Annotated in this window: 16 protein-coding genes and 3 pseudogenes; 12 read left to right on the forward strand and 7 right to left on the reverse strand. The window is 63.6% G+C overall.

Annotation, left to right across the window (positions count from 1 at the left end; all coding sequences use genetic code 11):
• Positions 1-1,089 precede the first annotated feature (1,089 nt).
• Together IEY98_RS28085 and IEY98_RS28090 are read right to left on the reverse strand one after the other, a co-directional pair.
• Entirely contained in the window at positions 1,090-1,518 is a 429-nt protein-coding gene (locus IEY98_RS28085; RefSeq protein WP_189213686.1) for a hypothetical protein, read from the reverse strand.
• A 461-nt stretch (positions 1,519-1,979) separates the two neighbouring features.
• Complete coding sequence (locus tag IEY98_RS28090; RefSeq protein ID WP_189213687.1) at positions 1,980-2,231, reverse strand: hypothetical protein; 252 nt, start codon at positions 2,229-2,231, stop codon at positions 1,980-1,982.
• Between the two features lie 157 nt (positions 2,232-2,388).
• Here IEY98_RS28090 and IEY98_RS28095 point away from each other — a divergent pair, with 157 nt between their 5' ends.
• The 8 genes and pseudogenes from IEY98_RS28095 to IEY98_RS33485 all read left to right on the forward strand — a co-directional run.
• Complete coding sequence (locus tag IEY98_RS28095) at positions 2,389-3,465, forward strand: alpha/beta hydrolase family protein (RefSeq protein ID WP_229787608.1); 1,077 nt, start codon at positions 2,389-2,391, stop codon at positions 3,463-3,465.
• Between the two features lie 17 nt (positions 3,466-3,482).
• Positions 3,483-3,620 (forward strand): annotated as a pseudogene (locus IEY98_RS33200) (ATP-binding cassette domain-containing protein); the annotation flags it as partial.
• A gap of 49 nt (positions 3,621-3,669) precedes the next feature.
• The gene (locus tag IEY98_RS33540) at positions 3,670-4,431 is read left to right on the forward strand and encodes an ATP-binding cassette domain-containing protein (protein WP_505606725.1); all 762 of its coding nucleotides are present in this window, start codon (positions 3,670-3,672) and stop codon (positions 4,429-4,431) included.
• A 216-nt stretch (positions 4,432-4,647) separates the two neighbouring features.
• A complete protein-coding gene (locus tag IEY98_RS28105; RefSeq protein WP_189213688.1) occupies positions 4,648-5,304 on the forward strand; it encodes a hypothetical protein in 657 nt (218 codons plus the stop codon).
• Between the two features lie 1,087 nt (positions 5,305-6,391).
• A complete protein-coding gene (locus tag IEY98_RS28110; RefSeq protein WP_189213689.1) occupies positions 6,392-6,754 on the forward strand; it encodes a hypothetical protein in 363 nt (120 codons plus the stop codon).
• A 35-nt stretch (positions 6,755-6,789) separates the two neighbouring features.
• Entirely contained in the window at positions 6,790-7,317 is a 528-nt protein-coding gene (locus IEY98_RS28115) for a hypothetical protein (RefSeq protein WP_189213690.1), read from the forward strand.
• A 326-nt stretch (positions 7,318-7,643) separates the two neighbouring features.
• The gene (locus IEY98_RS28120; RefSeq protein ID WP_189213691.1) at positions 7,644-8,543 is read left to right on the forward strand and encodes a hypothetical protein; all 900 of its coding nucleotides are present in this window, start codon (positions 7,644-7,646) and stop codon (positions 8,541-8,543) included.
• A gap of 312 nt (positions 8,544-8,855) precedes the next feature.
• A pseudogene (locus tag IEY98_RS33485) lies at positions 8,856-9,089 on the forward strand (Lsr2 family DNA-binding protein); the annotation flags it as partial.
• A gap of 364 nt (positions 9,090-9,453) precedes the next feature.
• Here IEY98_RS33485 and IEY98_RS28130 read toward each other — a convergent pair.
• On the reverse strand, positions 9,454-9,984 hold the full coding sequence (locus IEY98_RS28130; RefSeq protein WP_189213692.1) for a hypothetical protein: 531 nt from the start codon (positions 9,982-9,984) through the stop codon (positions 9,454-9,456).
• A 55-nt stretch (positions 9,985-10,039) separates the two neighbouring features.
• Between IEY98_RS28130 and IEY98_RS33510 the strand changes: the two are divergent.
• Positions 10,040-10,647, forward strand: a pseudogene (locus IEY98_RS33510) (hypothetical protein); the annotation flags it as partial.
• A 134-nt stretch (positions 10,648-10,781) separates the two neighbouring features.
• Complete coding sequence (locus IEY98_RS28135) at positions 10,782-11,450, forward strand: hypothetical protein (protein WP_189213693.1); 669 nt, start codon at positions 10,782-10,784, stop codon at positions 11,448-11,450.
• Here the strand turns inward: IEY98_RS28135 and IEY98_RS28140 are convergent.
• Positions 11,389-12,516 carry a hypothetical protein gene (locus tag IEY98_RS28140; RefSeq protein WP_189213694.1) on the reverse strand — a complete coding sequence of 376 codons (1,128 nt, stop codon included), beginning with the start codon at positions 12,514-12,516 and terminating at the stop codon, positions 11,389-11,391. The genes IEY98_RS28135 and IEY98_RS28140 overlap by 62 nt on opposite strands.
• Before the next feature lie 530 nt (positions 12,517-13,046).
• On the opposite strand from IEY98_RS28140, the gene IEY98_RS28145 reads away from it, so the two are divergent.
• Complete coding sequence (locus tag IEY98_RS28145; protein ID WP_189213695.1) at positions 13,047-14,021, forward strand: ATP-binding protein; 975 nt, start codon at positions 13,047-13,049, stop codon at positions 14,019-14,021.
• Positions 14,022-14,023: 2 nt separating this feature from the next.
• A complete protein-coding gene (locus IEY98_RS28150) occupies positions 14,024-14,995 on the forward strand; it encodes a response regulator (RefSeq protein ID WP_189213696.1) in 972 nt (323 codons plus the stop codon).
• Positions 14,996-15,113: 118 nt separating this feature from the next.
• Here IEY98_RS28150 and IEY98_RS28155 read toward each other — a convergent pair whose 3' ends face one another.
• The 3 genes from IEY98_RS28155 to IEY98_RS28165 form a co-directional block, all read right to left on the reverse strand.
• On the reverse strand, positions 15,114-15,659 hold the full coding sequence (locus tag IEY98_RS28155) for a putative endonuclease domain-containing protein (RefSeq protein WP_189213697.1): 546 nt from the start codon (positions 15,657-15,659) through the stop codon (positions 15,114-15,116).
• A gap of 600 nt (positions 15,660-16,259) precedes the next feature.
• The gene (locus tag IEY98_RS28160; protein WP_189213698.1) at positions 16,260-17,099 is read right to left on the reverse strand and encodes an immunity 49 family protein; all 840 of its coding nucleotides are present in this window, start codon (positions 17,097-17,099) and stop codon (positions 16,260-16,262) included.
• Positions 17,096-18,346 (reverse strand): hypothetical protein, encoded by a 1,251-nt coding sequence (locus IEY98_RS28165; RefSeq protein WP_189213699.1) that lies wholly within the window; start codon positions 18,344-18,346, stop codon positions 17,096-17,098. The genes IEY98_RS28160 and IEY98_RS28165 overlap by 4 nt, the downstream gene beginning before the upstream one ends.
• Between the last annotated feature and the right edge of the window lie 48 nt (positions 18,347-18,394).

Raw genomic sequence — 18,394 nt, forward strand, 5'->3', positions numbered from 1 at the left:
CCCAAGCCGGCGACGAGGTGCGGTCGGTTGCCGCGAGGGCAGTTGGGCGAGATACCTCGCCAACGGACACGCAGTAGTTCACCGATCGGCGCGAGAACGGAGTGAAACTGGAGACGCGAGGATGCGCGTGCCACCGGCTAGAGACTTGAACTGACACCCGGCGGGTCCAAACCAAAGCGCGATGGTGATGTTCTCGCAGGTCAGGGCGTGATTGCGGCGGCGCTGGGGGTCAAGGGGTCGCAGGTTCAAATCCTGTCAGCCCGACGGTCTGAAGAACGCCCGCTGATTCGGTGGAAACACCAGGTCAGCGGGCGTTTTGATCTTCCCGGAACGATCTCTAGTCGATCGTCGTTTGTGGACGGAAAGATCGTTGTACTGGCGGGTAAGGAGCGAAACAGGAGAAGTACGCTCCAAAACCCCTGTTGATCTCGTTATGGGGTCGTCGTTGATCTTCCCGATCGGGTGAACTTCGCCAACTGCTGTCAATGGGTTGCATCTGCCCTGGTCAGACCCATAGTGAATCCGGTTTGGGTCAGTTGATGCGCGGTGAGGATGCTTCGTCGCGGGCGGCGATGGTTGCTGCCGGATGCCCTACGCTTCCCCCGGTTTCGTGTTGGTTCGCGTCGTCGCTACCAGCCCCGGTGCCGTGGCCATCGGCAGCGGACCATTCGTCTTTGACCCTCACACTGCCAGTTCGGACCGCCTAGCGCCCTGACCAGGGAAAACAGAGAACACGCACGTCGCAGGAAACCATCCGAGACCGTTGGCTGCGGTACACCGCTGTTGAACTCCGTTCAGCACGCACTCGTGCTCCAGATTTGCTCCACCCACCCCAGTGTGAACCGGACAATGCGTCATGTCACCTGATTCTGGCTGTGAGACTACTGGTGGCCGTCTTGACGAATCGGCGGACGGCTTCAGCGCTCACGCCGAGGCCGACCACCTCTTCGCTGATCCACCGCTGCGCCCCACCTCACGCCCTCGCGTGCACGGCGAAGCTGACGCCAACACCATCCCCGCCCAAAGCCTGGGCGACAAGTACGGGGATTGTCTTCGTCCCCCGAGGCCGAGCACGTCCTCGTGTGAGGGTCACCCCTTGCGTCGTAACCCGACCCACACCAGGGCGGCGGAGGCGATTCCCAGGCCGAAGCCCACGACGGTCGAGCGCAACACGGACGCGGGAGCAGGAGCGATCCGAGAAACCTGTCTGACGATGGGCCGTGGTGGGTCGGGCGCGGCAGTGGTCTCGGTCTGACGGCGGATAACCAGCACCCAGATAAGGGTGGCGAACGCGACCAGACACGCCTCCACGGTCGCGATGAAGGCAACGTACATGTGCCAGCCGAAGATTTCCTCCGCCTTTCTGGGCAAGGCCGGAAGGCCCATGATCTCGCCAAAGCAGAGCACGGACACCGCGAGGATGGCGATGAGCCGTGGGTTGGGGTCGGTCACCGCCGACCGGAAGTGCCCGACCTCAATGCCCAGCGCGACCAGCAGCAGCGCGATCACCTGGCTCATCTGGGCAGGAACTCCTGATCGATGCGTTCCGAGTAGCCGAGGTGGTACGACCACCAGGTCGAGGCGAAGTAGGCGCCGAGCGTGCCCACCAGCAGCGGCACCGCGGGCCCGCTCCTCCGGATACGGGTCGCGGCGGCGTCGACTTAGGAGGATCACCGGGTTCGCGTCGAGGGTGGCGGCCAGGACCATCGCGAGAGCGGTGACACAGATCGGCGTCACCGCCAGGTCGAACCACAGCAAGGCAGGATCGAACCTGCGCGCGGCCGCAAGACGACGCTGGCCACCACATCCAACCCCAGCGTGAGAAACGCCCCCGCCGTCCACCACCAGAGAATCCTCCGCCTCCGGACACCTCGCACCCGCCGTCGGAACCGGGCCTTGACGACTTAAGAGGACCAGGAAGATCACCGCGTCGACGGGGCCGAGGAGCCAGTCCCACCGGTGGTCGAGCCTGGTCGACGTCATCCACGCCGGGAGACCTGGGCGACGAGGATCGTGACCGCCGCGATACCCAGTCCCACCCCCACCGCCCAGACCTGGTACCGGCAGATCATGGCGAACACGGACACGACCGCTCCGGTGACGCAGCCGAACACCCAGTAACCGCCGCCCCAGGTGTCCGCGATCGCGTACGCCGTGACGGCCAGCGCCGCTGCGAACACGACACCCATACCGACGTCGACCGGCCGGTTCGCGATCTTCACGCTGTTCATGCGGATCAGGCTAGGAACCGTCGTCCACGCGCCGAATCGGTCAAAATTACGGTCGCGGGGGGCCTGAACCGTACTTCGATCCGATGTGGGCACCGCGAGCGGCCGCACAGGATGAGCTCCATGCCATTTTCAAGTCCTGCGTCGCGGTCTGGCCGCCGTGACCGCACTGCTCGCCGTCAGGGTCGCCGCCCCAAGCGGGTCCGCGGCCGAGGTCGCCACTCCGTATCTGCCAAGCCCGACCGGTCCGCACCCGGTCGGCACCACATCCCTGCACCTGAAGGACGTTTCCCGCCCGGACCCCTGGGTTCCGTGGGCGACCGCGCGGGAGCTCATGGTCTCCCTCTGGTACCCGGCGAAGTCACCGGGATCGCGGCGGGCGCGGTACATGACACCGAAGGAGTCGGAGCTGCTCCTGACGAGCTCGGAGATCACCAGCGTGCCGCCGGACCTCCTGAGCAGGACCCGGACCAACGCGTACACCGCCGTGGAACCGGCGGGCGGCAAGCGGCCGCTCGTGGTGCTCTCGCCCGGCTTCCCCTGGCCGCGCAGCTCGCTCACCGCCCTGGCCGAGGAGCTCGCGAGCCACGGTTATCTGGTGGTCGCGATCGACCACACCTACGAGAACTACGTCATGACCTTCCCCGACGGGCGGGTCGTCACCTGCGCCGCGTGCGGTCGGCCCGATGTCGGCGACTTCGAGAAGGCGATCGTGGAGGGCCGGGCACGTGACGTCCCCTTCGTGCTCGACGAACTGATCAGGAAGTACCCGAAGCGGATCGATCGGTCTCGGATCGCGATGGCGGGTATGTCCATGGGCGGCGTGAGTGTCGGTGAGACCATGCTGGCCGACCCGAGGGTGCGGGCCGGGATCAATCTCGACGGCAGGATGTTCAAGGACCTTCCAGAACGTGGGCTGTCGCGCCCGTTCCTGATCTTCGGCCACGAGGGTCCCGAAGACTCGTGGGACCTCAACTGGCCACGCCTGACCGGGTGGAAGCGGTGGCTCACGGTGGCCGGGTCGATACACCCGTCCTTCACCGACTACGACCTGTTGACCCAACAGATCGGCGTCGAGTTCGGCGGGAAGCTCGTGGGAACCCGCTCCGTGGAGATCACCCGCCGCTACGTCCGCGCCTTCTTCGACCTACACCTGCGTGTCGAGCCGCAGTCCCTGCTGGACCGGCCGTCGCCGCAGTACCCCGAAGTCAAGTTCTGCGCACCGGAAACCTGCTGATGAGAAAGGAGGATCCCATGACTCCGGTGCTGAAAGCCGAAAACCTGACCAAGCGGTACGGCAAACGCACGGCCCTGACCGACTGCACGCTGAACGTTCCACGGGGCCGGGTCATCGGTCTGGTCGGACCCAACGGGGCCGGCAAGTCCACCCTGCTCCAGTTGTCCCTGCGGGTTGATCACCCCGACTGCGGGCACGCTCAGCGTGCTCGGGGTTCGGCCCGCCGCGACCGCGACCCACCCGGCCAAGGTCGGCTTCGTCGCCCAGGACACACCCGTCTACGCCACGCTGACCGTCGCCGACCACCTCCGCATGGGCGCCCGGCTCAACCCGTCCTGGGACGCTGGCCTGGCGAAACGGCGGATCGCGGAGGTCGGCCTCGATCCCGCCCAGAAGGCCGGCCTGCTCTCCGGCGGACAGCGCGCCCAACTCGCCATGACCGTCGCCGCCGCGAAACGACCCGAACTACTCATCGTCGACGAACCGGCGGCCGCACTCGACCCGTTGGCACGCAGGGCCTTCCTGCCGACCTCATGGCGTTCGTCACCGAGCTCGGCGCCAGCGCCGTGCTCTCCTCCCACCTCCTCGCCGACGTCGAACGAGTCTGCGACTACCTCGTCGTGCTGTGCGCGTCCCGCATCCAGCTCGCCGGCGACGTCAACGACCTGCTCGCCACCCACCACCGCCTGGCCACACACGGCGGGCTACCACCAGGAGTCGAGGTCATCACCACCGAACACAACACCGCGATCGTCCAGGCCAACGGTTGACCTGACCATTGCTGGTGTTCACACCTATTATGTGCTTGCGGGCGACGCGCCAGTGCTCGTGCACAACAAGAATGTAGGCGCGTGCCCGGTGACTGGCCTAGAGCACGGGAAGTTGGGTGAATCTGCGACCAAGCAATGGTTGGAAGCCGAGGGATACAGTAAAATCACTTCGGAAGTTTCGCTTCGTGACTGGTGATGGAATCAAATTTAGGGCAGATTTTGTCGCCCGCGATCCAGGCGGTAACTGGACCGCGATTGAGACGAAGACGGGAAGCGGCGCCGAACTGACGCCGGGGCAGACTGAGGGTTATCCTCAATTGCGCACAGTCGGAGCGTTCGTCGACACCAGGAAGCTGGCCGCGTATGGTATCGCGATAGGAGCGAACGTCAGGATGCCGGTGGAAGTCGATCTATGGAGTTGTCCAAAGTGTGCGAACTAGCCGAGAAGCTAGTAGAGGAGCTGGTCGAGGAGTTCCGCTCACAGGGGTGGGAGTTGGATGTGATCGAGGACGACGAGTATGTCGCCTTCAAGCGGCCGCACACGCAAGGGATATTCGTTAAAGTAGGCGTTACCATTGTTCAATATGACTCAGCGTTATCATTGAGTACATCTCTTTCTGTTGGCCACCCGCTGGTTTCGGAGCTCACGGCAAGGTTTTTTGGCTTCGAAAGTGGGGCAGATCAGGTAGGTGCTTCATTGTCTGACCTGATTCGTTCTGCGGGAGTCGCTGGAGGAGGTGATCTGGTCATATCGTCAAACGATGAGATTGGTCCGGCAATCGCGAGACTGTTGACGGAAATTGAGCTGCGCGGCGTGCCATTTTGGGCGGGGTATACCTCGATCGAAGACCTTGTGGCTGAGATGAAGTTGAACGCCAAGACGAATCTAGAACTCGCTACTCTCGCGGTGGCTCACGGGATAACGGACGAGTTGGTCGAGGCTAGTTCGGTACTGGCGCGTCTTGATCGGATGGTGGAAACCGAGCCTGAGGGGGTGGCAGCTCAGACGAGATCGTTTGTAGATGGCTTCCGGGTGTATTTTGCCAAGGCTGCGGGTCGGGAATCGTAGCGTTCAAGGAAATGGACGTGGGGCTCTCGTCGTGGTTTGTCATGATTGGTGATTCGTCGACTGACCGCCGGTCCGTCCTGACGCGGTTGTCGACTCCGAACTGGACCTTGTATGGGGCCACTTCCCGCTGGCCCATGGACCGTCGAGTCCGTCCAGCTCGAGGAACTGGTTCTCGGCTACCTAACCCGGGCGGCCGCGCGATGATCTGGATGAGCTGGCGGCAGTTCCGTGCCCAGGCACTCGTCGCCGCGGCCCATCGCCGTCTCGCCTAGATGATCGATTCCGGGAAGATCATGTGAAGCGGAGCGGAGCGGAGTGTGGACATAGGAGGAGGGCGTCCGAGATCAATGCGAGTAATGATCTGGACACCCTCCTAATGACCGCACCCTACGTGCCGATCGATGACCATGTAGTACCCCATGTCCACATGTTCGTAGATGCCTGTTGTCCGCACCCTCGGTGTGACCGAGGACAGCCTGAACATCACGGGGATGGACTCCCAGGGTCTTCTGCATCGTGGCGTTGCTATGCCGCAGGTCGTGCAACGTGATGGTTGTGGTGACGTAGGCGGCGCCTTCCTAGCGGCCGTCCTTACGGAGGTGGATGGTGCATTCGCCGGTGGCGTTGCGGCCGACCGTCAGGCGGTGGTCTCCGCGGCCACGCGGCCGATGACGGCCTTAATGGCTGATTCGGGGACCAGCCGCCGACGGCCGATGTGGCCAGCTTCCGCACGGCGTCGGCGCCTGCGGCGTCGATGAGGTCGGAGACGGCGTTCGGGCCGCTGAACACCTTGGTGTCGGTGCCGAGCACGCCACCGCCGGCTCGTGGATGAGGCGGAGACCATCCAGGTGCTGAACGGAGGCGGCCAGCTGCCTCCTTGATGGTGGGCAGGTTCTGCTGTGTTGGTGTGCCGCTGCTGCTGGCACTGGCGTGTAAGTGAGGTTCGATCATAAAACACCTTTTGGTGATGATTCTCGTTACTATTACTGATGGATGCGCGCTACTTTGTGAAGCTGGCAAGCGTGCTCGCCTTGTTGGGGCAGAGATGCGAGGCACTCGTGGCGTGACTGAATCTGGTGGCAAGCAGGTGCGGACCTACTGGCGAACGGTTGCCGTGGAAGCGGCGCCGCCTGGTTGGCGGTTGCTCAGCATCTATGGAGAGCGTCGCGAGGTCATGCCCATCGCCGCGTGGCTCCTCCAGCACGAACACCGCTACGTCGAACAGGACGGTGACGAGGTCCTTGCCCCACCGCAGTCGGATCGCGAGGCGAAGATCGGGCCTGAGACGCGGGTGGTCCCGGGTGTCTGTGTAGAGGGTTGGGGTTGGGAGGTCGGTGCGGTCGACCTCGAGGGCGGCAGCGAGATTTGGAAAGTGCTCGGCCCAGACGAGGTGGGTCCTACCGATGCAGAGTGGGACGCGGAGATAGCGCGGCGCCGACCTAAGCTCTGACCATCACCTCGCCCTGCTGGACCGGGCTGGCATACATGCTCCATGTGGCGGACTCAGCGAAGCACGTTCCCGAAAGCGCGGAGCAGGCTGCCATCATGCCCATGAAATGGGTGTCGCCGATCTTTCAGTGGTATAGCAGCGGTTCGCCGTTCGTCATGCACGCGTCCGGAGCAGGTAAAACGTACAACTTCATAACAGCGCTGCGCGACATCGACAAGGTGTCAGGCAGTTTTGTCGACCTGCTCGACCACTTCGGGCGGGACTACCTGACGTCTCTGATACGAGAACATCTTCTCGACGGACCTTGCGAGAGCCGTCGACGGACCTTAAGCAGGTTTAGATGGGTGGACGACGAAGATCGCCCGGAAACTAAACGTGGTTTCGCGACTGGACGCGTCGATCTTTGTGAAATCCAACAGGCTCATGTCGTTCGACCTGACTCTGACGGTGGAATTAAGCCTTGGCTCTCTCATGTCGCCGACCAAACTCCGGTAGAGCGTCAACTTCCCGTCGCTAACGCGTCAATGTGGGCACCGCTGCCCTTGAAGCTAATGGGCGTCTGAACTTCCGTGATCTTGTGCGCGGTTTTCTGGCTGAGTTCGCACGGTTGCAACGTAGCGCTGGCCTCATCTTTTGCGCTTTAAGAGTTGCGAGTTTGGCTGGCAGTCGGGTATGGGGAAGCGTTGGGCAAGCACGGTCGCCTGGACGCCTGAGAACTGGAGTTGTCCTCCACTACCTCTGGTGAGTGCGGCTCATGAACAGAAGCAGCCTCGCGCAGCCCGCCAGCGTTGCACTCAGCTGGCCTAGTCGGTTCACCCCCAGAGCCCTAGCCCTAGAGCCCAGACGTCTGGTGGGCTCGGCCAAACGTGAGCAGCCGAACGGAGGGTTGATGCCTCCATCAGAGGTTCCGAACTTTCCCACCATCGCAGGCTTCTATTCGCAGCTCGCTGGCGTGCTGGCGGGTTTCGCGTTCGCGGGCCTGATCGCTCTGATCGCAGCGCAGCTAACCCGGGACAGTGTCGCCTCACGCACCCTGTATGGCTACCTTCCGTTGATCGCGGCGTTCGCGGGTTTGATCGCCACGAGCTTGAATTACGCAATCATCGCTGGCGAGGCACCAGCCACGAATCGGCTGACCATCCTGGAGATCGTCGCTGGCGTGGGCTTCGCCATGGCCTTCCTGATGTTGCTGCACGCAATCCTCCTGCTTCTCGGCGGCCTTCGGAAGGACAGCCCGCGTCAGGGTCAAGTACTAGCTCGAACCGTGAACGTTCTCAGGATCTATTTGCTCTATGGCGTCTGTCCAATAGTTGGCCTACTCATATACGGTGCAATCAAGGACTTCATCACCATCAAGTACGGCACTGGCACCACTCTCCGCGGTCTTGACTACGCGGTATTCGTGTTGATTGCTGTGTACGTCGGCTGGACCATCGTCATCAGGCGTGCGTTTGCGCCGCGAGAGATCGCACTTGGGAGGTCGGCGACAGTACTGTCCGTCTGCGCGATTGCAATCGCGCTACTGACTCTGGCGGCCTCTACCGTTGTCCTCAGCTTTACTTCGCGGCTCACGGCGTACCCGGACGTGTGGCCGCTGCTATCTTTCGGCGTCTACATCGCGTTCGCCATGACGTTCGCCTACTCGATCGGGCGGATGAACACCCACTCTGCGGCAGCGGAGATCTCGGTAGACGCCCAAGATCTTCCGCTCGTCGATCTGCCCGAACCAGTCGAGGCTAGTCCGGACTCTTCAGTGCACGACGACGATCTGCAAGACCGAGCACTGTGAGCCGCGGCGCATGGCGTCGTTCGAAGACGATCTCCGTTTGGTGGGGCGGTCGTCCTGCCGGTGGCGCTGATCACCGAACGTTGTGTGCGTCCGAGCCGTACGACCTGGACGTCCCAGGTCGGTCGACAGCACTCGAATCCGGCGACAAGTCTGAACCAGCAGATGATGCTCGCGACTTCCGCCTCTTCTGACCGTGGTGGCAGGCGTAGCGCTAGGCGTAGCCGCCGTTGCGCTTCAAGAGTTGGTCTCGCGGGGCCTGCGTGACGAGATGGCTCAGTTCATCACTGTCGGGGTGGCCGGAGCAGGCAAGAAACCAAGGCAATCCGCGACTGGGCGCGGCAATCCGAGTTCGACGTATCCGACCGAGGACGCATCCCCGCCAAGTCGTCCAAGCGTACGACGCCGCCCGACCAACCAAGCCGGACGTTCCTGCTCCCGCCAGGCTCAGGCCCAGTGGCAAGCGTAAGAAAGTTCGCTGAGCCTGGCGGGGGAGGAAGGGCGGACGCTGATCGCCACCTACCTTGGTGTGTCGGTGGTCCAACATGACGACCAGACCGCTCCGCCGATGCCTGATCTTCGCGCCGAGTATCCACACAAGAGCCCAGCCGCCTTCGAGGTCATACGTGACGCACAGCCCCGGCACGTGGAGCAGTCAACGTTATCGGCGTACTCGGTGGTCTCCCTTCGATCCTCGGCGAAGTAAAAGTCGAGATCCTCTAGGGTCGACGGACGTGGTTCTCCGGGTCGGAAGAACAGGCGGCAGGGTGCTGCATTGCACCATCGGATGGGCCGTCGTGGGTGCCGTCGTGGTGGCGACGCACAGTGTCGATGGCCCGCTCCAGGGCGCTGCGGAGCCTGTTGCGTTCCGCGCTGAACCTTGCTATCACTCATCGCTGTCACCAACTGCGGGCTAGCCGATCTTGCGCGCGGAACAGGTAGTTGTAGGCGCTGCCGGGATCCGCTTGGCGTCGGAGGCCAAGGAACGCGCTGGCGGCACCGAGTGCAGCGCCGATGGGATTGCCGGAGACAAGGGTGACTGCGCTTCCAGCGATGCCGAGCCCAAAGGAGGCCAGGGGCCGCCGCCAAGACTTTCGGGCGAGGCGCCGAAGCTCGTCTGCGGTGTCCGCAAGAGCCTCCCGACGGTCCGCGAATGCCTGCTCTCGAGCATCGTGGTCAAGTGATGCAAGATTCCGAACAAAAATGCGGAGATCACGGACGTATGCGCGGTGTTCGGCACCGTGCTGACGGCGGAATCAAGAACTTCGTCGAGAGGTACCGGTGTCAGGTCGAGAGTGATGCCATGTCCGACGGTCGGCAGCGTCGGCATATCCAGCGTGTCGAGCAGAGCTTGGAGATGGCGTGCATGCACACTGATTGGCTGTAGTGCGTAGCCAACCGCTTCAGCAGGGGTGCGCAGGAGTTGCGGGAGTACGACGAGCACGAAGGCACGTACGGCTGGGTGGAGCGAGGTTGACACGCCGTCTTCGCTGTGAGCGCTGCTGGGCATCCGACACTTGGCGCTCGCTGGAGCGTCCGCAGAGGTGCTTCGTCCAGCCCGTTGGCTCCTGATCTTCGCCAGCGTGGTGAGCCTTGCACTGAACGTGGCCGAACCGCTGGTCACAGGTGAGTTCGGCAAGGCAGCGTTCGACGCCGTGGGCCTCTGCTCCTGATCGGCTGGGCTGAGGTCGGCCCCGGCTTCAGCAGGCGATCAGCACGGCCAGCGTCGAAACCTGGTATCGGGAGTCCTCTGGTACCGATCAAGCAGAGCCCAGCGATCGGAGCAGCGTGGATGGCACCGATGAACCAAGTCAGCCGACGGCTGCGACGGCAAATGAGGTGCAGTGGGGCCGCCGAAAGGCACCTCAACATCGCTCACCGGAACTCCTCCTGGAGCAGGCGAAGCGGGAGGATGCGGATCATCGCGCAGCTCATCAGAAACCGGTATCGGCGGACACGCCGTACGCGGCTTGGGGTAGGCGCAACTCGGACGCCCCAGCTCGTCAAAGTTGTTCGTGCCGAGTACCAGGCCCAGAGCGCACGCGCTCCGGTTGATGCAGCTGTCGCGAGCGACGTGCAGCGCACTCCGGCAACCTTGGCGGCGTGACGGTGGTGGCGTACAGCGCGTCCGTGTGGGCCACCACCGTCGAGCGCCGGATCCACAGGTGGCAAGTGCAACCGGTCTCGGCTGTCGATCTGTGCTGGGGACGACCCTTGTTACCCGGACTAGTGTCGGCAGGCGTGACGCCGGAACATGAGAGTCTGCTCACCGCGCTGGTGGAGTTCGTCGGTGAAGCTGGCAAACGGGCGCCAGAACTGGCGGACATGGCCGACCGCGAGGCGGCAGACGCGATGGCCAGTTGGCCGCAGGCTGGCGAGGTCCGCCAGGCTGCCGCTGTTGCCGCCCACACCCACGGCTATCTCGACGAAGGCCAACCGGCTGGCAGAGCATTCGATGCGCAGGGCCTTAATCGTCTCGGCATCGCCGGTCTTCTGCGAGCCGGCCGTGAGTTCGATCGCGAGGCGCTCGTCAACCAGCTGGCCGGTTATTTTGCCGGGCCCGCAGAACGCATATGGCGTCATCTTGTTCTGGATCTCGACTGGGAGTTGCCTGTCCCGGTTGAGATCGTGGGGTGGCGGCTGTGGCGGCCGAACGGTGAGGAGTGGGATGAGTTGCGACCGGTGCCAGCTGCGGCGGACTACGCGGCCGGGCAGGTATGGGATCCGCTGCTGCGATTCGGCGAACATGTGGTGTTGTCCGTGTCCGAAGAGCAGGAAGAGCCCGCAAACGGCCACCGGATCCGGCTGTTGGCAGTCAGCTTTCTACGGGTGATGCCATCGTGGGTTGCTACCGCGCGGGTGGCTTCCGTTGTGGTCGGTCAAAGGCGCCGTTCATGGTCGCATCGATGATGCGTTGCGCGTGCTTCCGGACGTCGGGGGGTTGCTGGCTGAGGTTGGCTTCGATCGTCCTGTGCGGTTGGTCGAGGAGGCTGCGAGCCTGGGCTGCGAGGTCGGGCATGGGCCCGAGAGCAACGGTGACTGCTTGGAGGTTCTCCTGCCAGCCGGCGCGGAGCATGCCGATGACGGAGGGCACCAGGAGCATCACGATCTCCGGGTGCTGGTCGATCTGGTCCAGCCCGGCCAAGCCGGCGTAGTTCGCGTCGTCGAACAGTGCGGCCATCATTCGCGCCACGAGCGGTAGGTGCCGGAACAACACCGCGACGATGTCACGGGCTGTCCCCATCTCCGCCTCGGTCGCCTCGCGCACCGCGCGTAACGCGGTGGGCAGGGCAACTACCTCGGCGGTCTCGAAGAGGGCCTCGGCTGGCCCTGTCAGCCACGGTCCGGCTCCCTCGACGCGCTGCCGCCGACCGTTGGGAGCGACGCCAAGTACCCGTTCGACAGTCTTCGCGTCTTCGGCCGTGGCGTGGACCGCATCTCCGAGAGCGAATGCGCGTAGGAGCAGATGGACTGCCTGCGCCCGGTCGGCGGCCCGGACTCGGGTTCGTCGGGGAAGGGAGTTGGGCCCGCGTTTGGCCGTGAGCCCACCTGCAATCCGGTGGAGCGCCTGGTCGCGGTCGCTGTCCACCGTGGGGGCCAAGCCATGCCGCTGGGCTTGCGTGGTGATCTCTCGTTTCAGCATGTCAAGCGCAGCGGTGAGGCCATCAACGAGCGCGGCACGGATGACGTCAGGTGCAAGGGGGAACCCGTCGACCCATAGCAGCACGCGCAGCGTGTCGAGGTCCTTCGTGTGTTCACGCCACCCAAGCAGTGCGATTAGTTGTCGATGTGCCCCGTCCGAGTAGGTCCACACCGGAGTCCGGCCGCGGTGGCCGGTACGGACGGGCCGGGGCAGCAGTCCCTGGGCGCGGAAGGTCTCCAGCATCCTCAGACTGACTTGGTACCCCGCATCGCCAGCGATACGGACGAGAGCCTCACTGTCGTGACCAATACCTGTCTCGTGGCCGACGCCCATGCAGAGATCCTATCCGGAAGTACTCCCACCGTGTGGCCAGTTAACGTGCACGTCTTGGCTAGTACTCCCGCTGGGGAGCCGACCAACTTGCATCGACGTCGGAAGACCTTGCTACCTGCTCATATTCGTGATCCTGTGGATGTGCAGCGACCACCGGTCGCCGAAGTACTAATCCCATCAATGTCGCGAGGAACGATGATGATCAACGAGAACGACCTGAAGAAGATCCTGGCTGCCACAGCGGCTGGGTACGCGAGCTCGGTCACCAGACGGTGGGCACGCCAGCGCGGTCTCGACCGACTGGCTGTGACACTGCTATCGACGGTGGCTGGCGCTGTCGTCTCAGCGGTAGTCCTCCGCACCTGAGAACACCCGCTAGGCCACCGACGACGAGGAGCGATCGTCCGGCGTGTGGCGGGAACTCAGCGGGTACTGGAACAGCCTTGGCTAGGTGAGCGCGCCGAAGACGATCAATACCCTGCCTCAGCCGCGGGCTGGCTGGCAGGATCAGTGAGGTGAATGGTGGTGCCGTGCTGGCTGTGGTCCTCGGTGTCGGGGTGCTGTTGGTTGCCCTCGTGGTGGCGACCGCGCTCGTGCTGCGGGCTGTACGTGCCTCGACGGCAAAGCAACCGCAGGATCCTGCATGGGGCGACACGGCAGAGCGGTTCGAGCGGAGCGTTGCCACACTCGCTGACCTGAACTTGGACATGAGCCGGTTTGAGCGCAGCGTTGCCATGCTCGAAGACTTGCGCCTGGACACGAGCCGGTTCTGGGAGAGCGTCGTCATGCTCGCCGACTTGCAGCCGACCATGGCGAACATGACGTCCCGTCTGGCGGAGCCGGCGGCGATCGGCCCCACCGAAGTCACCGATGCCCGGATCGTCGCCGAGTTGAACCACGCTCTCCAAACGCCGCTGCGCGGTCTCGGCTACGCCGTCCGGAACCTGGAGAACCTCCCAGACGAGGTGCTGATCGAGGAGCGGGCCAAACGCCTGGCCGACATGGCCGCGATGCTCGACAGTTGCACCGCCGCGTTGGCCACCTTCCGCGGTCTGGTCACCACAGTCGCGTCGGTGCCCTCGCGGCAGCCGTCCCTCAACGAGGCGGTTCGCGCTTTCGGTGACTCGATCCCAAGCCCGAACGACGAGCCGATCGCGATCAACATCGTCGGACTGCCGGACCGGGTCGACGGATTCTCCAACCACTACCTGCTCACCATGCTTCAGCCGCTGGTCGAGAACGCGATCGAGGGCTGCGTCCCCGGCGGCACGGTCGAGATCACCTGCATCGACCACGGCGACGCGGTCGAGTTCACCGTGTTCAATCCTGTCGACCGTCCGGTCGACCAGGATGTCCTGTTCGCACCGCGGCGCACGACCAAGGACGGGCACCAGGGCCTCGGAGTATCCATCGTGTCCCGGCTCGCGGAGTTCGAACGGGGCGACCTGACTGCGGATACCACCGACACCGGCGTGCGCATGCGCGTCGTCCTGCCGAGGAGGTAGCCATGCACCCGGAGATCCTCGTCGTGGACGACGACCGCATGTACGCCCAGAACCTGGCCGAATGGCTGCGGAACCGGATGCCGCAGGAAGTCGCACACACCGACGACAAGGACGAGGCGATCGAGCTGGTGAAGTCCACGTACGTGCGGGTGGCGATCCTGGACCAGCGCATGCGCCGCAAGCTCGGCATGGACGGCACTGAACTCGCCGCCGAAATCCGGACGATCGACGAACGGATCCGCGTCATCATCCTCAGTGGCGAGTCTGACGTTCGGGACTACCAGAAGTCCAACGAACTGCGGCTGCGGCACCTGGTGAAGGGCGACGACGAGGCCCTATTACGGGAGATCCGGCTCGCGCGACAGCAGTATCTGCTCGACCTGGAACGCGGCGCCGAGACGAAGGCTGAGGTCATCGGCCACTACCGCCCCCGCGTGTTCTTCCGCGGTCCGGCAGTGGTATTCAAGAAGCTCGTCGAGGAATACGTCTCCACCACTCCGGAGGTCGACGAGCACGACTTCCGGACGTTGGTGCATGTCAACGCCGGCCAGACGGTCACCGAGGCGCAGATCAGCACGTTCGGCCACGAGATCGAGATCGAGGAAGAGAGCACCCGCCAACTGGAGGCGACCGGCTTGTTCCGGGAGGTGGTGATCGCGCAGCTCACCACCAGCCTGAAGTCGGCGATCCGCGAGCGCGGCCGGACGATCGTCACCCGGCAGGAGCAGCACAGCAGCGAGCAGCGGTTCGAGGTGCCAGAGAAGGACCAGACCGAGGGCGTGGTCGCCTTCGCCATCCAGGAAGCGCCGCTATACCACCGGAAACGCGCATTGATCCAAGTCTCGTGCGAGTGCTGTGGTCACCAGGACGTTGTCACGGTCGGCTTCCGCGAGCCGAGCGGCCAGATCCGCCGCCGCCGTGTCGACTACCTTACGGACAACAAGCAGCGGATTACCGATATCGGCACTCGATGAACACCTGTCGTCGACCGCGTTGCCTCGAAGTTAAGTGAATGTCGTATCGGTAAGCGTGTGAGTCTCCCATGACCCGCCTGCGGTCGACCCTGCAGGTTGTGAAACGGAGGCTGCCGTGTCAGGTGGAATAGCGCTCGGCGAGCCGGTTGAAGAACGACGTAAGCTGCCTGTCGGTGGCTGGGCTTTCGGTGAGTTCGGCGCCGCCGAAGCGGTAGACCTCGTAGCCGCGTAGCCGCAGTTCGCGGTCCTCGGCGACCATCTCGGCGTACCGCTGGGCGTCGGCGCGCCCAGTCTCGTCGGCGTAGTGCTGTCTGCCGTCGCATTCGATCACGATGCGGATTTCGCTGCGGTAGGAGCAGGAGGAAGTCCATCCGCTGGCGGGGCAACGGGGAGGAACCGGGGCGTGGTGGGCTCGGGTGTACGGGTCGTAGTGCAGGTACACCTGCGGGAGCAGAGCCGGGATGTCATTGCCAAGCCGGACGTAGCGCTCAGCGTATGCGCGCAGGATCCGTCGCTCCGCGTCGTTGTCGCCCAGTGAGCGGTCGAGCCGCCGGTACAGGCTGCGCGAGACTTCGCGTGCAGGTGCCTCAGTGAGCCCTTCGCGCTCGACCCACCAGCTGGTCCAGGTCTGCCCAGGTGAGCCCAGGTCTGTGAGCTGCAGCATCCTGCCCTCACCCGTCAGTTTCAACCCGCCAGCCCTGGCGCTGGTCAGCAAACTGCGTGACAAGCTGCTCGTCCAAGCCGTCCGGGCCGGCCACGGGCCTTCGAGTCCTCAACGTTCCCCACGCCGGACATCATGTCGGTCATCAGGTGCACTTCCATGATCAGGAGTTACACCGTTTCGTTTTACAGTCCCCCAGCCGGGTCGGTGTGGGTCGCAACGATCACTTGTCGCCGCTAGCGGAGACGGTAGCAAATGCGAGCAGAATGTGACATGGCGGAACAACGCGGGCGTGCCACAGCACCGCGCGTTCTTCCTTGCCGAACAGGGGACGCCGGAGGTGATCGTGGAGTCAGGCTCGACATCGCTGTCTTCGAGTCGCCAGCTGAGTCGCTTGCGGCGGACTACGCGCACAGACGCTTCGGCTGAACCCGGCGGGTCAAGATCCGATCCTCCGGTGTGCGCGTCCGACCCGGTTGGCGGCCAGGTGCCCGAACATGTCGTCGAGTGTCGCGGTGGTCGGCGGGTCGTCGATCCAGCCCCATCTGAGCGCCTGTTAACGCACTCGTGGTGCGGCACGTGCCCGGACCAACGGTGGCGCCGCTACTCGCCGACTCGCACTCCTTCCACCAGTGCCCGGGGAATGTAGTCGGATTCCACCGTGAGGCCAAGGTCTAGGTCGTAGGCGATGCAGGCCATTGCAAGGGGGGCGAGTGCTAGCAGGCCGTCCGGCTCGTTAGCCCGATCGTTCTGTCCCCAGTACTTCTTGTGCTGCTCGAGGGCAAATGCGAGTTCGCGGTTCACGCCGTCGGTATCGTGCTGGACGATGTAATTGAACAGCTTCATGGCGGGGTAGTGAAGCCGCAACGCACGCGTCTTGCCCATCAACAGCTTGTCCGTATTCATGGCGTCCAGCGCGGTGTTGAGCATGGTCAGGACTTTAGGATCACGACGCCAGTAGGATTTCAGCACCTCGACCCAGAGGTACAGGAACTCGTCACCCGTCGCCCCGCTCCCGTGCAGGACTTTCGCTGGCACGGAGCAGAGGAGGTCCAGCAGCTTCTTGTCTCGACAGGCGACAGCCAAGTGATGCGCGTCAAGCCACATGCCAGGATCGGCGTGGACCCCGTTCCCCGCAGCGGGCACCCGGACAGGTTCGCCGATGACCATGTCGACGCCGTCCCCGTCAGTCATGGCGTATGCGAAGATTCCAGCGCCAGCTTGCGTAGCCAACACGATGCTGTCCCAGAACTCGATGCTGCTCCCATTCGGGTCGAAGACCGAGCGGTACGCGGCATGCCTCAAGGCGCGAGTGTGAGCGAAGTAGAGCTGGTCGAGGTGCTGGCGGGCGCGCTCTACGGCGATTTTCTCCTTGACGACGAGTGCTTCGACGTGCCTACGGGCGAGCTCGTAATCTGTCGGATGTCGCGTAATGGTGCTCATGAAGTTCTCCCGAAAGAGTCTAGGTCGAATGTGCGATGCGAGTAACCGTTGAATTCGGAACCTCGGCTTCCTGGTCTGAGTGACGCGCGGACTAGGATATAATCCAGCGTCCCGTCAGCTCGTGCGTCGAGCAACCGTTCCGTCCTGTCATCCTCGGGGCGAGATTCCAAACGGGCGTCCATCTGGTTCACGATCGAGTTGAAGTAGTGGGCAGTCCCCTGTTCCGCAATCACGTTCCCGGCGCGCCGCGTACCCAGTGGGCCGCCGCCCGCTTTACACTCAACGACCACCAAGCGCTCCTTCCCACCAGCATCGGTTACGGACCATATCTGGTCGAACCACCCCGCTCCTCGTTCACTCCCGTCTGTGGCGTGCAACGGCTTGATCTCAACACCTTCTCCGCCATACATCTTCTCAACCGCGAGCTGACCTGACGCCAGGCCCAAGGACTCGCTCTTCAGCGTCACGTCCTTGTATGCCATTTTTAGGTTTCTGCTCGTGACATTGAGGTCGTTCTTTACGTCCTTCAGCGTGGTGAGCGCAGCATCGCGTTCGGCCACGATCTGGGCGAACCTCTCCTTCTCCTGTTGTGTCGCACAGTACCGCTCTACGTCCCCCTTGAAGGACGCGCGCTGAACCCCGGACTCGACCGGAACGTACCAACCACCTTCCGCGGCGCGCATCTGAGGAATCCGGTTACCGTCCGCGTCCTCGGCAAAGGCGTCCCGGCGCACGGGCTCACCTCTACGCAGGTAGTAGTGTTCCTGGAACATGGGGTCGTCCGCCCGCAGTGCGCTGGGGTACGGCTTGTCGTCACTCTCTTGATCGACCTCGGCCGTTCCCCCCGGGCGTCCTTCTTCGTCGGTGAGGGGAGTCGAATCCTCCTCGTCCGACCAGTCGGACGACCTGAGCTCCGCATCGTCACCCGCTAGCGCTGCAGTCCCAGCCTCCAGCATGTCTTCCGCTACGTCACCCGCAGTAACTGCGGCCGGGTTGGGGAGATCTGCGGAGGTAAGGCTCTTGACTAGTGGTTTGCTACCCGTCACCCCCTTCGGGTTGATCGAGTATGCGGATTCGTAAACTGCTAGCGAGGCGAGTTCCTGTTTGGTTGGGGGAGGGTCGCTACTCATCGGCAGGTGGGGCGGAGCCGATTGACTCAAGTCTCCGCTTTGGTCGGGCTTGATCAAGCCAGTCGTGGGGGGTACGCGGTCCTTGGGGGTTACCAGTTTCCGCTCGTTGATGACCACGCTTGCCGGATCTGGCAGTTTAGGAGGCGATAAATCGGGTGTTGGATG

The organism is Actinokineospora fastidiosa (assembly GCF_014648415.1).
GTDB lineage: Bacteria > Actinomycetota > Actinomycetes > Mycobacteriales > Pseudonocardiaceae > Actinokineospora > Actinokineospora fastidiosa.